General features: G+C 65.9%; 13 protein-coding genes. 8 read left to right on the forward strand and 5 right to left on the reverse strand.

Going from position 1 to position 13,372, the window contains the following annotated elements; genetic code table 11:
- Nucleotides 1-13: 13 nt before the first annotated feature.
- The 6 genes from rhaS to AC59JP_RS14725 are packed head-to-tail and all read left to right on the forward strand — an operon-like array spanning nucleotide 14 to nucleotide 7,407.
- Nucleotides 14-1,063 carry a rhamnose ABC transporter substrate-binding protein gene (gene rhaS, locus AC59JP_RS14700; protein ID WP_497326546.1) on the forward strand — a complete coding sequence of 350 codons (1,050 nt, stop codon included), beginning with the start codon at nucleotides 14-16 and terminating at the stop codon, nucleotides 1,061-1,063.
- A gap of 2 nt (nucleotides 1,064-1,065) precedes the next feature.
- On the forward strand, nucleotides 1,066-1,410 hold the full coding sequence (locus AC59JP_RS14705) for an L-rhamnose mutarotase (RefSeq protein ID WP_497326547.1): 345 nt from the start codon (nucleotides 1,066-1,068) through the stop codon (nucleotides 1,408-1,410).
- Nucleotides 1,407-2,576, forward strand: coding sequence for an L-rhamnose isomerase (gene rhaI / locus AC59JP_RS14710; protein WP_497326548.1), 1,170 nt, complete (start codon nucleotides 1,407-1,409; stop codon nucleotides 2,574-2,576). The genes AC59JP_RS14705 and rhaI overlap by 4 nt, the downstream gene beginning before the upstream one ends.
- Nucleotides 2,576-3,988, forward strand: coding sequence for an arabinose isomerase (locus AC59JP_RS14715; protein ID WP_497326549.1), 1,413 nt, complete (start codon nucleotides 2,576-2,578; stop codon nucleotides 3,986-3,988). The genes rhaI and AC59JP_RS14715 overlap by 1 nt, the downstream gene beginning before the upstream one ends.
- 15 nt (nucleotides 3,989-4,003) lie before the next feature.
- Complete coding sequence (locus AC59JP_RS14720; protein ID WP_497326550.1) at nucleotides 4,004-6,028, forward strand: bifunctional aldolase/short-chain dehydrogenase; 2,025 nt, start codon at nucleotides 4,004-4,006, stop codon at nucleotides 6,026-6,028.
- Complete coding sequence (locus tag AC59JP_RS14725; protein ID WP_497326551.1) at nucleotides 6,025-7,407, forward strand: rhamnulokinase; 1,383 nt, start codon at nucleotides 6,025-6,027, stop codon at nucleotides 7,405-7,407. Before AC59JP_RS14720 ends, AC59JP_RS14725 begins: the two co-directional genes overlap by 4 nt.
- Before the next feature lie 114 nt (nucleotides 7,408-7,521).
- Here AC59JP_RS14725 and AC59JP_RS14730 read toward each other — a convergent pair whose 3' ends face one another.
- Nucleotides 7,522-8,439: a LysR family transcriptional regulator gene (locus AC59JP_RS14730; RefSeq protein WP_497326552.1), complete on the reverse strand. Its 918-nt coding sequence runs from the start codon at nucleotides 8,437-8,439 to the stop codon at nucleotides 7,522-7,524.
- 118 nt (nucleotides 8,440-8,557) lie between these two features.
- Here AC59JP_RS14730 and AC59JP_RS14735 point away from each other — a divergent pair, with 118 nt between their 5' ends.
- Nucleotides 8,558-9,382: an SDR family NAD(P)-dependent oxidoreductase gene (locus tag AC59JP_RS14735; protein WP_497326553.1), complete on the forward strand. Its 825-nt coding sequence runs from the start codon at nucleotides 8,558-8,560 to the stop codon at nucleotides 9,380-9,382.
- Between the two features lie 7 nt (nucleotides 9,383-9,389).
- Here the strand turns inward: AC59JP_RS14735 and AC59JP_RS14740 are convergent, their stop codons facing one another.
- The 3 genes from AC59JP_RS14740 to AC59JP_RS14750 all read right to left on the reverse strand — a co-directional run bounded on the left by AC59JP_RS14740 (nucleotide 9,390) and on the right by AC59JP_RS14750 (nucleotide 12,421).
- The gene (locus tag AC59JP_RS14740) at nucleotides 9,390-11,015 is read right to left on the reverse strand and encodes a long-chain fatty acid--CoA ligase (protein WP_497326554.1); all 1,626 of its coding nucleotides are present in this window, start codon (nucleotides 11,013-11,015) and stop codon (nucleotides 9,390-9,392) included.
- 70 nt (nucleotides 11,016-11,085) lie between these two features.
- Nucleotides 11,086-11,448 (reverse strand): DUF1801 domain-containing protein, encoded by a 363-nt coding sequence (locus tag AC59JP_RS14745; protein WP_497326555.1) that lies wholly within the window; start codon nucleotides 11,446-11,448, stop codon nucleotides 11,086-11,088.
- Nucleotides 11,411-12,421, reverse strand: coding sequence for a helix-turn-helix transcriptional regulator (locus AC59JP_RS14750; protein WP_497326556.1), 1,011 nt, complete (start codon nucleotides 12,419-12,421; stop codon nucleotides 11,411-11,413). Before AC59JP_RS14750 ends, AC59JP_RS14745 begins: the two co-directional genes overlap by 38 nt.
- An 88-nt stretch (nucleotides 12,422-12,509) precedes the next feature.
- Between AC59JP_RS14750 and AC59JP_RS14755 the strand changes: the two genes are divergently transcribed.
- Nucleotides 12,510-12,929 (forward strand): VOC family protein, encoded by a 420-nt coding sequence (locus AC59JP_RS14755; protein ID WP_497326557.1) that lies wholly within the window; start codon nucleotides 12,510-12,512, stop codon nucleotides 12,927-12,929.
- On the opposite strand, the gene AC59JP_RS14760 is transcribed toward AC59JP_RS14755, so the two are convergent.
- Nucleotides 12,910-13,317 carry a nuclear transport factor 2 family protein gene (locus AC59JP_RS14760; protein WP_497326558.1) on the reverse strand — a complete coding sequence of 136 codons (408 nt, stop codon included), beginning with the start codon at nucleotides 13,315-13,317 and terminating at the stop codon, nucleotides 12,910-12,912. The two genes, AC59JP_RS14755 and AC59JP_RS14760, sit on opposite strands and share 20 nt — an antisense overlap.
- Nucleotides 13,318-13,372 lie beyond the last annotated feature (55 nt).

Consider the following 13,372-nt stretch of genomic DNA (forward strand, 5'->3'; position numbering starts at 1 on the left):
GATCCTGGCTCCGATGGCAGGGCTCGCAGTCCTGTCACTCGCCCTCACCGCCTGTGGCGGCACCACTCAGGACTCGGCAACGGAGTCGTCCGACAGCGCCAGCCGCGTCACCGGGACCGCCAACCCGGACGCACAGATTCAGAGCGGCCTCAAGTTCGGCTTCCTGCCCAAGCAGCTGAACAACCCGTACTCCGACATCGAGGTCGCCGGCGGCGAGAAGGCGACCGGAGAGTTCGGTGGCGAGTACAAGCTCGTCGGCCCCAACGACGCTAGCGCGTCCTCGCAGGTCTCCTACATCAACACCCTGATTCAACAGCAGCAGAACGTGATCGCGATCGCGGCCAACGATCCGAACGCGGTGTGCCCGTCGCTGAACCAGGCGCGCGACGCCGGCATCAAGGTGGTCACCTTCGACTCCGACGCGTCGAAGGACTGCCGCGACCTGTTCATCAACCAGGCCACCACGGAAGGCGTCGGCGAGTCCCTCGCCAAGATGACCAGCGACCAGATAGGTGGCTCCGGCAAGATCGCCATCCTCTCGGCAACCCCCAACGCCACCAACCAGAATGCCTGGATCGAGGTGCTGAAGAACGAACTCGCCTCGAACCCCGATTACTCCGGCATCGAGCTCGTCACCACCGTCTACGGCAACGACGACGACCAGAAGTCGTTCCAGGAAACGCAGGGTCTGCTGCAGACCTACCCCGATCTGAAGGCCATCGTCTCCCCGACCACCGTCGGCATTGCTGCGGCGGCACGCTACATCTCGGGATCGTCGTACAAGGACAAGATTGTCCTGACCGGCCTCGGCACCCCGAATCAGATGCGGGAGTACGTCAAGGACGGCACGGTCAAGCAGTTCGCGCTCTGGGATCCCACCGACATCGGTTACCTCGCGGCCTACGCCGGCGCAGCCCTGGCCTCCGGTCAGATCACCGGCGCCGAAGGTGAGAAGTTCACCGCCGGTGAACTCGGCGAGTACACGATCGGCGTCGACGGCGAACTGGTCCTCGGGCCGCCCACCGTCTTCGACGCCGCCAACATCGACCAGTACAACTTCTAGAGATGAACCGGTACTGCTTCACGCTGCAGCTCAGACCGGAATCGGTTCCGGAGTACTCGATGCGTCATGCCTCGGTGTGGCCGGAGATGCTCCAGGCGCTGAAAGCCAACGGCTGGAACAACTATTCCCTGCACATCCGTGACGACGGCCTGATCGTCGGATACGTCGAGAGCGAGAACCTCGACGCAGCGCAGGCAGCGATGAGCAGTACCGACGTCAACGCACGGTGGCAGGCCCAGATGGCTCCGTTCTTCACGGGCCTCGGGTCTGCCACCCCCGACGAGGGGTTCACGTTGCTGCGCGAGCTCTTCCACCTCGAGACTCAACTTGAAAGTGACGTGTCATGACCACCGCTGCTGTACAGGACATCTCGGCGCTCGCCGATTTCGGCATCGAGGTCCCGAGCTGGGCTTACGGCAACTCGGGCACTCGATTCAAGGTCTTCGCCACCCCCGGCGTCCCCCGCACCCCGTTCGAGAAGGTCGCCGACGCCGCCGAGGTCCACCGCGTCACCGGCGCCGCTCCTCGCGTCTCCCTGCACATTCCGTGGGACAAGGTCGACGACTTCTCCTCTTTGGCCTCGTTTGCCGCTGACCACGGCGTCGCACTCGGTGCGGTCAACTCCAACGTCTTCCAGGACGACGACTACAAGCTCGGCTCACTCACCAACGCCGACACACGTATTCGCGCGAAGGCCGTGGCGCACCACCTCGAGTGCATCGACGTCATGCGCGCCACCGGATCGAAGACCCTCAAGCTGTGGCTGCCCGACGGCACCAACTACGCAGGGCAGGACTCGATTCGGGCTCGGCAGGACCGTCTCGCGGAGTCGCTGCAACAGATCTACGCCGGCCTCGACGCGGACCACACGTTGCTGATCGAGTACAAGTTCTTCGAGCCGTTCTTCTACCACACCGACATCCCCGACTGGGGCACGTCGCTGCTGCACTGCCTCGCTCTCGGCGACCAAGCGAAAGTGGTGCTCGACACCGGCCATCACGCGCCGGGCACCAACATCGAGTTCATCGTGGCGCAGCTGATTCGACACAACAAGCTGGGCGCGTTCGACTTCAACTCGCGCAACTACGCGGACGACGATCTGATCGTCGGTGCTGCGGACCCGTTCCAGCTGTTCCGCATCATGCACGAGATCGTCTCCGTCCGTGCGCATCTGCCCGAGTCGGGCATCAACTTCATGCTCGACCAGTGCCACAACATCGAACCGAAGATCCCTGGCCAGATCCGCTCGATCATGAACGTGCAGGAGGCTACCGCCAAGGCGTTGCTCGTCGACGCCTCCGCGTTGGAGAAGGCGCAGATCGACGGTGACATCCTCGGCGCCCACGCGGTCCTCATGGACGCGTATAACACCGACGTCCGTGGGCCCCTCGGCGATCTGCGCGAATCGCAGGGACTGGATCGGGATCCGGTCGCGGCGTTCGCCCGATCCGGGTACATGGAACGCGTCGAGACGGACCGAGTCGGCGGGCAGCAGGCCGGGTGGGGAGCGTGATGCTCGAACGCATCGCGCCCCGCAGAACTCGGATCGGGTTGGTCGCCGGCGGACTGGGCGCCTACTGGCCGCAGTTCCCCGGACTCCTCGAAACGCTGCAGCAGTCCGCGCAGTACGTCACCGAGCGCTTCGAGAAGCAAGAAGCAACGGTGATCGATGCCGGATTCGTCTCCGACGCGGTGGAATCCGGCGCGGCCGCGGAGACGCTGCGGGTTGCCGACTGCGACCTCGTGGTCATCTTCCTCACGACCTACCTCACCTCCTCGATGGTGCTACCCATCGCCCAACGCGTCGACGCCCCGGTTCTGCTGATCGACCTCCAACCCACCGAGGCGATGGACCACGCCACCACGGGGACCGGGGAGTGGCTCGCCTACTGCGGTCAGTGCCCACTCCCCGAGGTGGCCAACGTCTTCCGTCGCAGCGGTATCGACTTCCGTTCCGTCTCGGGCTATCTGCACGACGAGAACGCCTGGTCACGGATCGACGCGTGGGTCCGCGCCGCGTCGGCCCGCGCAGCACTCCGGCACGCACGACTCGGCCTGATGGGCCACCTCTACCCCGGCATGCTCGACATCTCCACCGACATGACGCTGCTCTCGTCGCAGTTCGGTGCACACGTCGAAGTGCTGGAGTTCGATGACCTCCGTGTTCGCGTGCAGGACGTCACCGATACTCAGGTGGGAGAACGAGTTGAGTTGGCGCGCAGCGTCTTTCACATCGACGACTCGGTGGTGGACGATGATTTCGCCTGGGGAGCCAAGGTCTCCGTCGGGCTCGACCGGTTGGTCGACGACTTCGGTCTCGACGCCATGGCCTACTACCACCGCGGACTCGACGGGGAACTGCACGAACGCCTGGGCGCCGGAATGATTCTGGGCGCCTCGCTACTGACCGCTCGGGGCGTTCCGCTGGCGGGCGAATACGACATTCGCACCGCCGTCGCGATGCTCATCGCCGACCGTCTCGGTGCCGGTGGATCGTTCACCGAGCTGCAGGCTCTGAACTTCCGGGACGGCGTCGTCGAGATGGGCCACGACGGACCGGCCCATCTTCAAATCTCCTCTGCCGAACCACTTCTACGCGGGCTGGGCGTCTACCACGGTAAACGTGGCAACGGCATCAGCGTCGAGTTCGACGTCCAACCCGGCCCGGTGACGACGTTCGCCGTCGGCCAGAACCGGGACGGCTCGTTCAGCTTCATCACCTCCGAGGGGACCGTCGTTCCGGGACCGCTGCTGCAGATCGGCAACACCACCTCCCGCGTCGACTTCGGTCGCGATCCCGGCGAGTGGACGGACGACTGGAGCGCCACCGGAACCGGGCACCACTGGGCGCTCTGCACCGGCCATCGCGCCAAGGACATCAAGGCCGCAGCAGAGTTGCTCGGCATTTCGTACACACACGTCTAATCAGGAGCTGTCTCAGTGAGCACGATCGACGATCTCATCGCCCGGTCCAACCGACTCGGCGCCGATCCGCGCAACACCAACTACGCCGGGGGCAACACCTCCGCCAAGGGCACCGAGACCGATCCGGTCACCGGTGAGGACGTGGAATTGCTCTGGGTCAAGGGTTCCGGCGGTGACCTCGGGACCCTCAAGCCGGCCGGTCTGGCTGCGCTGCGTCTCGACCGCGTCCGCGCACTGAAGGGCGTTTACCCCGGAGTCGACCGCGAAGACGAGATGGTCGCCGCCTTCGACTACTGCCTGCACGGCAAAGGCGGCGCGGCACCGTCGATCGACACCGCCATGCACGGGCTGGTCGAGGCTCCCCACGTCGACCATCTGCACCCGGACTCCGGCATCGCACTCGCGACCGCCGCGGACGGGGACGCACTGACACGCAAGTGCTTCGGTGATCGTGTCGTCTGGGTCCCCTGGCGCCGACCGGGATTTCAGCTGGGGCTGGACATTGCGTCGATAGCCGAGCAGAACCCGCAGGCCATCGGCTGCATCCTCGGTGGGCACGGCATCACCGCGTGGGGTGACACCAGTGAGGAGAGCGAAGCGCGCTCACTGGAGATCATCCGCACCGCCGAACAGTTCCTGGCGGACAACGGCCGCTCGGACCCCTTCGGTCCCCCGCTCGACGGCTTCGGCCCGGTGGAGGACCGCCGCACCCGCGCCGCCGCCCTGTTCCCCCTGATTCGCGGACTGGCGTCGACGGACCGGCCGCAGGTGGGCCACTTCGACGACAGCGACGTCGTTCTCGACTTCCTCGCGTCGTCGGAGCATCCCCGGCTGGCGGCGTTGGGGACGTCGTGCCCCGATCACTTCCTGCGGACCAAGGTGCGCCCGATGGTGCTGGATCTGCCTCCTTCTGCGCCTCTTTCCGACGTGGTGTCGAGGCTACGCGAATTGCACACCGCGTATAGAGAGGACTACGCCCGCTACTACACCGAGCACGCCGACGCCGACAGCCCCGCCATGCGCGGCGCCGACCCCGCGATTGTGCTCGTCCCCGGTGTCGGCATGTTCTCCTTCGGGGCGAACAAGCAGACCGCCCGCGTGGCCGGAGAGTTCTACATCAACGCGATCAACGTGATGCGTGGCGCCGAGTCGGTCTCCAGCTACGCCCCGATCGACGAGCGGGAGAAGTTCCGCATCGAGTACTGGGCACTCGAGGAGGCCAAGCTCGCGCGGATGCCCGCACCGAAGCCGCTCGCCACCCGCGTCGCGCTGGTCACCGGGGCGGCGTCGGGCATCGGCAAGGCCATCGTCACACGGCTCGCGGCCGAGGGGGCGTGCGTGGTCATCGCCGATCTCGATGTCGAGAAGGCGGCTGCGGCCGCTGCCGAGATCGGTGGGTCCGACGTCGCCGTCGGCATCGCGGCCGACGTCACCGACGAAGGTCAGATCGCCGCCGGTTTCGCCGAGGCCGTGTTGGCGTTCGGCGGCGTCGACCTCGTGGTCAACAACGCCGGTCTCTCCATCTCGAAGCCGCTGCTGGACACCACCCTTCAGGACTGGGATCTCCAGCACAATGTCATGGCCCGCGGCTCGTTCCTCGTCTCGCGCGAGGCCGCGCGCATCATGATCGAGCAGGGCATGGGCGGCGACATCGTCTACATCTCGTCGAAGAACTCGGTGTTCGCCGGTCCCAACAACATTGCGTACTCGGCTACGAAGGCGGATCAGGCGCATCAGGTTCGGCTCCTGGCAGCCGAGCTCGGCGACCACGGCATCCGCGTCAACGGCATCAATCCCGACGGTGTGGTCCGCGGGTCCGGCATCTTCGCCGGCGGTTGGGGCGCCAAGCGCGCCGCCGTTTACGGCGTCGAGGAGGAGAAGTTGGGTGAGTACTACGCCCAGCGCACGCTTCTCAAGCGCGAGGTGCTTCCGGAGCACGTGGCCAACGCCGTGTTCGCCTTGACGGGTGGCGAGCTGACGCACACGACCGGGCTGCACATTCCGGTGGATGCGGGTGTCGCGGCCGCGTTCCTCAGGTGAGTGCGTACGCGGCGGTCGATCTGGGGGCGTCGAGTGGGCGAGTGATGTTGGGCCGCATCGTCGACGGCCGTATCGAGCTGATCGAGATGGCGCGGTTCGAGAACCGGCCTGTGCGGTTGAACGGGTCGCTGCATTGGAACATCCTCGACCTGTACCAGAGAGTGCTGGACGGGTTGCGGTCACTGGTCGACTCTGTGGACGAGCCCCTGACGTCCGTTGGGATCGACACGTGGGCAGTGGACTACGCGCTGCTCGACGCGGATGGCCGGATGCTCGGGGTGCCGTTCCACTACCGCGACTCGCGTACCGACGGTGACCACGAGGACCTGTTCCCGCGCAACGGGATTGCTGCTTTACCGTTCAATACGGTGTTTCAACTGCAGACCGAGCGTCCCGACGTGTTGGGTGTAGCGGCTCGCCTGCTGATGATCCCGGACTTGTTGGCGTACTGGCTGACCGGTGTTCAGGTGGGCGAGGTGACCAACGCGTCGACGACGGGTCTGCTCGATCCAGTGACGAGGACGTGGGACCGTGAGTCCATCTCGTCACTGGGTCTACCCTCCGACGTGTTTCCCTCTCTGGTCTCTCCCGGCACAGTTGTCGGCGCGCTGACACCGGACGTTGCAGAGCTGGTGGGCTCGAGGTCGTCCGTCGTGGCAGTGGGCACGCACGACACGGCGTCGGCGATCGTCGCGGTGCCGGCGTCGACACCCCGATTCGCCTACATCGCCTCGGGGACATGGTCGTTGGTGGGCGTCGAGACGCAGGAACCCGTCGTCACGGAGCAGGCCCGCGACGGCGGGTTCACCAACGAGGCGGGCGTCGACGGCACGGTCCGCCTTCTGCGCAACGTCATGGGGATGTGGTTGGTGCAGGAGTCCTTGCGGCAGTGGGAACGCGAAGGACTCTCACTGTCGCTGACCGAGTTGTTGACCGAAGCGTCGTCGTTGGCCGGGACTTCGGTGATCGATCCGGACCTGCCGGTGTTCCTACCGCCCGGTGACATGCCGTCGCGCATCTCAGCCGAATGCGCATCGGCGGGGGTGCCGGTGCCGTCGACGCCCGCCGAGACAATCCGGTGCATCATGGACAGCCTCGCCGCCGCCTACGCCCGATCCGTCCGCACCGCAGGCGAGTTGGCGGGCATCGACGTCGAGGTGGTGCACATCGTCGGAGGCGGGTCGCAGAACGCGCTGCTGTGTCAGCTGACTGCCGATGCCACCGGTCTGCCCGTCGTCGCGGGTCCGGTCGAAGGGTCCGCGCTGGGAAACGTCCTGGTGCAGGCGCGGGCGGCCGGGGAGATCACGGGCGGGTTGGCAGAGATGCGGGCCGTGGTACGCGAGTCGTTCGAGTTGGTGGAGTACAGGCCCGCCCCGTAGCGGACTCAGGGGCACCCCGACACCGGTGGATCGACCGAGGGTGCCCCTCACTCCGGGTCGGTGGCGACGTCGTTCTGCGCTGACACCGACCCGAGCCGTCCGAGGGCAACACCGTCAGTCGTCGCGACCGGCCGTTCGGATCCTGCGGGCTTCGGCCAGGAGAGCGTCGACGACGGCGCTCGTCGACGCCGAGCGGTGCTTCATGGTCACCGCGCAGGTCATCCGTCCAGTCCAGGCAGGGTCGTCGACCTGCACCGTGGTGACCCCGTCCGGTACGGTGGCCGCCGCAATCTCGGGTATGACCGTGATACCCAGTCCCGCTGCGACACAGCCCAAACGAGCCGACCACTCTCGTATCCGAGCACCGATGCGCGGCTCCGGCAGGGTAGGCCATGCGCCGAACTGCGGGTCGTTCCGAGCACCCTTGCCGACGATCCACGATTCGTCGGTCAGTTCGTCGACGTGTGTGCGGCCCTGGTGCGCGAGCCTGTGCTCGACTCCGACTGCGACCAAAAGCTTCCCGTCGACCACCGTGTCGACACGCAGTCCGTTCAGGTCGTATTCGTGCAGCCCCTGCCCGACCGCGATCACCGCCACGTCGATGCGGCTGGCGCGGAGCTGCCGCAGCTGCGCCGGGGTCGAACTCTCCACGATTTCGACGACCAGGTCCGAGTGAGACTGGCGAACTCGAGCAACCGCGCGCGGCACCAGAACCATTGCGGCAGTCGGGAATGCGCCGATCGATACCCGGCCGGTGAGCGAATTCTCGACATCGGCCAGATCGCGGGTCGCCGCATCGATTTCGTGGAGCACGGTCGCCGCGCGTGCCGCGACGAGCGTTCCCGCTGCCGTCGGACGCACTCCGCGGGCGCCGCGCTCGAACAGGGTTGATCCGGTGGCTGCTTCCATCGCCGCGATCTGACGCGAGATCGCCGACTGGGTGTACCCGAGAATCTGCGCCGCGGCAGTGAACGATCCGGTCTCGAACACGACGCGTACCACCCGCAGCCCGCTCAGACTCCATTCCGTCACCCGGTCATTCGACCACAGCAATCCATGCGCATTACGCATACCCGGCATACACGATTGTCGCTGGTGGAATGGCCGGAACCGGCACACGCTTGAGAGCACCGACCGAAGGAGTACGCACGTGGCTGTCAGCAACAAGACTTGGTTCATCACCGGTTCGTCCAAGGGGTTCGGGCACTTGTGGGCGCGGGCCGCGCTCGATCGTGGTGATCGCGTTGCCGCGACGGCCCGGAACACGGCCGACCTCGAGGGCCTGGCCGCGGAGTACGGACGTTCAGTGTTGCCCATGCAACTCGACGTCACCGATCGCGAGGCGGTGTTCGCGGCGGTGCGGCGCGCAGCCGAGCATTTCGGAACGATCGACGTGGTGGTCAACAACGCCGGCTACGGACACTTCGGCATGGTCGAAGAGCTCACCGAGACGGAGATCCGGTCCCAGATGGAAACCAACTTCTTCGGAGCCCTGTGGGTGACGCAAGCTGTCCTTCCCATCATGCGAGGGCAACGTTCGGGACGAATCCTGCAGATCACCAGCGAGGGCGGCGTCCGGGCCTACCCGGGGATAGGCGCCTACCACGCGTCGAAATGGGCATTGGAGGGGTTGTCCGAGTCCCTGTGGCAGGAAGTGGAACAGTTCGGCATTCAAGTGACCAATGTCGAACCAGGGCCGTACGCCACCGACTGGCTTGCCACCGGCTCACGACACAGTGCCGAGAACGGTGCTTACGACGACGTGCGGGCAGCGACGGCCGGTGGTTTCGAGGTCGGGGAGCCGGCTGCGACCACGGACGCGATCCTGAAGCTCGTCGATTCCGACCGCGCACCACATCGGTTGTTTCTCGGCAAGACCTACGACGCGATCGTCCCCATCTACCAGGACCGACTGGACACCTGGCGCCAGTGGCAGCCCACCGCACTCGCCGCCTTCGGGCACGACGACAGGTGAGGCCGGCTCACACCAGTTCTATGACCTCCAGCCCACCATCCGCATGCGCACTCCGCAGACGCTTCTTGTCGTACTTGCCGACGCTGGTCTTGGGGACCTCGTCGATGAACGTCCAACGCTCGGGGAGCTGCCAGTGCGCGACGCGGTCGTCGAGGAACGTGCGGAGGTCGTCGGCGGTCACGGTCTGACCGTCCCGCACGACGACCGCGACCAGTGGCCGCTCGTCCCACTTCGGGTCGGGGACGCCGATCACCGCAGCCTCGCGGACGGCGGGGTGCGCCATGACGTGGTTCTCCAGTTCGACCGACGAGATCCATTCGCCGCCCGACTTGATGATGTCCTTCGACCGGTCCGTCAGCTTGAGGTACCCACCTTCGGAGATGGTGCCGACGTCGCCGGTGCGAAGCCATCCGTCGTCGAACTTGTCCGTCGAGTCGTCGCGGTAGTAGCTGCCGGTGATCCAGGGACCGCGCACCTCGAGTTCGCCGACCTGTGCGCCGTCCCAGGGAAGCTCGGTGCCGGCGTCGTCGACGAGCCGAGCACGTACTCCGGCCACGAATCGTCCTTGCGTGCAACGCAAATCGAACTCGTCCTCCGGCGAAAGCCCGGCATCGGGTCGGCCGGACGTTCCCAGCGGCGACGTCTCCGTCATGCCCCAGGCTTGAGAGATATAGACGCCGGACTTCTCGTAAAACGCTCGCAGCAGGCTCGGCGGGCATGCGGCGCCGCCGACGATGACGTCGCGCAGGCTCGACAGGTCCACCGGGTGCTCGTCGAGGTGAGCCAGCAGGGCCTGCCAGATCGTGGGGACTGCCGCTGCCGCCGTCGGTCGCAGCGTGGACATCATCTCGGCGAGCGGGGCCGGCTGCAGGAACCGGTCCGGCATGATCAGCGAAGCCCCCACCATGAGCGCGGCGTAGGGCAGGCCCCAGGACATCGCGTGGAACATCGGGACGATCGCCAGCACCGTGTCGGACTGCGCGATGGCCATCGTGTCGGTCATGCACGCCTGCATCGAGTGCAACCAGATCGACCGGTGCGAGTACACGACGCCCTTGGGGTCGCCGGTGGTGCCGGAGGTGTAACACATTGCGGCAGCGGATCGTTCGTCGAGCTCAGGCCAGTCGAACTGCTCGGGACTGCCGGAGAGGACGTCCTCGTAGGCGTGCACGTCCATGCCGTCGGGCGCCTGCACCTGCGCGGGGTCGGCACCGACGACGATCAGGTGGCGCACGGTGGGCATGGTCGGCAGCAGCGGCGTCAGGAGCGGGAGGAGGCTCGCGTCGGCGATGATCACGCGATCCTCGGCGTGGTCGACGATGTAGGTGAGCTGCTCCGGGAACAGCCGGATGTTCAGGGTGTGGAGCACCGCGCCCATCGCGGGCACCGCCATGTAGGCCTCCATGTGCGCGGAGTTGTTCCACATGAAGGTGGCGACGCGTTGGTCGTCGTCGATTCCAAGGGCGCGCAGTCCGTGCGCAAGCTGGGCAGCGCGGCGTCCCAACTGGGCGAATGTGACTGTGGTCGGGCCGGTTTCGCTCCAGGTGGTGACCTCGGCCGAGGCGTGGATCGTAGTGCCGAAGCGGACGAGTTGACCGATCGACAGCGGGGTGTCCTGCATGGTGCTCTTCATTGATCGCACACTACTTTTTCGCGGCAGGAGCGGCGGGTGATTCGGTCGAGAGCCGCCATTTCGACTTCGTCTACCCGGCGGCCTTACGAACAATGGCGGCGATTCGCTCCTCGGTCCGCTCGTCCAGTTCGGTGATGTACCAAGCGGAGGGGATGAGGAGGTCGCTCGCACCGTCGTCGACCGACACGTGCGCCTTCTCGGTCAGTCCGAACGACATGTATTCGTCGACACGAAAGAAGATCTGAACGGGGCCACTCACGGCATACCCGGCGGCGCCGTACCAGAGCTTCGGTCGGAGGGCCGGTACGGCGTCGAGAACGATCCGGTGAATGCGTTCACCGATCTCGCGGTACGGGTCCGGACACGACGCGATCTTGGCGAGCACAGCGGCTTCGTCATCCGCTTGCTTCTTCGTCTGCTTCTTCTCCGCCATGGTCGTCCCCTGTCCTGTTCGTCCGTTTCTTACGCGACATGGTAGGCGAGAACCGTCTGCCGATGTGTTCGATCGCGTCCTCGAGCTCGGGCGGGCTCACGTCCTCGACGTCCGCGCCGAAGTGAGCGAGTGACGCCGCTACCGCATTCCACGACCACGCGCCGATGCGCACGCGACACCTGTTGTCGCCCAGGTCTTCCACGCTTCCGTCGCCGATGTACGGCGCGATGGCCGACGCCTCGAGATGCACGGTTGCCTCGCCGATGCAGGTCCATTCGCCGTCGTCGCTGCCACGAAACCGTCGGCGGAGGAACTCGACGGCGGAGCCACCGGGGATCGGCCGAGGCGAGAACCGAAGTCCTGTCGGCATTTTCGGGGTGATGCGGTCCACGCGGAAGCTGCGCCAGTCGTCCCCGTCGAGATCCCAGGCGACGAGGTACCACCGCGAGTTGGACGCTATGACTCCGTGAGGTTCGACGCGACGTGGCGGTCCGTTCTGGTAGTCGAAGCGCACGATCTCGCGTGACTGACTCGCTGTAGCCAGGACGCGGAGGACATCCGGAGCGACGAGCTCGACGTGTTGGTTCGCGGGCAGCGCGCTGACGGCGAGGCCGTCGACCCGGTGCCGAATGCGCGACGGCATGACGCGTCGCAACGTCGCCAAGGCGCGGTCTGCAGCGTCGCCGATATCCGCCCCGAGAGCCGGAACCACCTGCAGCGCAACGGTCAAGGCAATGACCTGGTCGTCGTCGAGCAGGAGCGGGGGTATCCGACTGCCGGCGTCCAGGCGATATCCACCGTCGGATCCGCGTAGTGCGGCGACGTTGTAACCGAGTTCGCGCAACCGGTCGACGTCACGCCGAATCGTCCGGGGACTGACGCCGAGGCGGTCGGCCAGCAGCGTGCCCGGCCAGTCACGCGGGACCTGCAGCAACGACAGGAGGGCGAGCATGCGGGAGGACGGTTCGGACATGCTTTCAGTATTCCGCGCAATCAGGTCAGGATCTGACCTATTGCCGTGGAATCGTCAGTCGTGTCAGCAACTCGAACGAAGGATTCCCATGACAATCATCAACGCCCTCCACATCAACCTCGACGGCAACGCACGCGAGGCGCTGGAGTTCTACCAGTCCGTCTTCGGCGGTGAGATCCTCGCCTTCCCCTACGGTCAGGTCGAAGCGGGGCAGGGTCCCGGCCAGGAGGAACAGATCGCGTGGGGTCAGGTGACTGCGCCCAGCGGATTCCACATCATGGCGTACGACGTGCAGGACTCGCTGCCGTACAACCCTGGCGAGAACCCGTTCTACAGCGCGGTGCGCAGTACCGACGCCGACGAAATCACCGCCGTGTTCAACGGACTGTCCGACGGCGGCGAGATCCTGGTTCCCCTGGGCCCGGCAGTATTCTCTCCGCTCTACGGAAAGCTGGTCGACAAGTTCGGTGTGGTGTGGATTTTGGACGTCATTGCTCAGTGGGCATAGCGCGGGCAGCCTCCGCCTTGATCTGCTCGAACTGCTCACCCATTGCGGCAGCCAAAGCCGTTGCACCGGACAGGGGTCGGACCATGACCATGAAGTTGTCGATCAGCCCCTCGTCGTCGAAATGCAGGAAGTCGCAACCGGTGATGCGCTTGCCGGACACCGCGGTCTCGAACACGAACGCGTGATCCCGCCCGTCGGGGTTGGCAATTTCGCGGACGTAGTGGAAGTCCTCGAACACGCGCAGCACCCCGCGGAGGATCGCGGCGGTGATCGCCTTACCGCTGTACGGCGTGAAGGCGACCGGGCTGATGAACTCGACGTTGTCGGCGAGGAGCGCTTCGACGGCGTCGTGGTCTCGTGCTTCCACCGCGGTGCGGAAGGGGTGCATTCGTGGCTCCTCGACTGGTTGGTGTCGTCGACAGTAACCGGCCTAGGCTCCACGA

The sequence above is a fragment of the Rhodococcus sp. 320_ES genome (assembly GCF_059691855.1).

Excerpts from the sequence above, each read along its gene's own strand:
- rhaS (WP_497326546.1), top strand. The coding sequence starts at position 14 with ATGGCAGGGCTCGCAGTCCTGTCACTCGCCCTCACCGCCTGTGGCGGC.
- AC59JP_RS14705 (WP_497326547.1), top strand. The coding sequence starts at position 1,066 with ATGAACCGGTACTGCTTCACGCTGCAGCTCAGACCGGAATCGGTTCCG.
- rhaI (WP_497326548.1), top strand. The coding sequence starts at position 1,407 with ATGACCACCGCTGCTGTACAGGACATCTCGGCGCTCGCCGATTTCGGC.
- AC59JP_RS14715 (WP_497326549.1), top strand. The coding sequence starts at position 2,576 with ATGCTCGAACGCATCGCGCCCCGCAGAACTCGGATCGGGTTGGTCGCC.
- AC59JP_RS14740 (WP_497326554.1), bottom strand. The coding sequence starts at position 11,015 with ATGAAGAGCACCATGCAGGACACCCCGCTGTCGATCGGTCAACTCGTC.
- AC59JP_RS14745 (WP_497326555.1), bottom strand. The coding sequence starts at position 11,448 with ATGGCGGAGAAGAAGCAGACGAAGAAGCAAGCGGATGACGAAGCCGCT.
- AC59JP_RS14750 (WP_497326556.1), bottom strand. The coding sequence starts at position 12,421 with ATGTCCGAACCGTCCTCCCGCATGCTCGCCCTCCTGTCGTTGCTGCAG.
- AC59JP_RS14755 (WP_497326557.1), top strand. The coding sequence starts at position 12,510 with ATGACAATCATCAACGCCCTCCACATCAACCTCGACGGCAACGCACGC.
- AC59JP_RS14760 (WP_497326558.1), bottom strand. The coding sequence starts at position 13,317 with ATGCACCCCTTCCGCACCGCGGTGGAAGCACGAGACCACGACGCCGTC.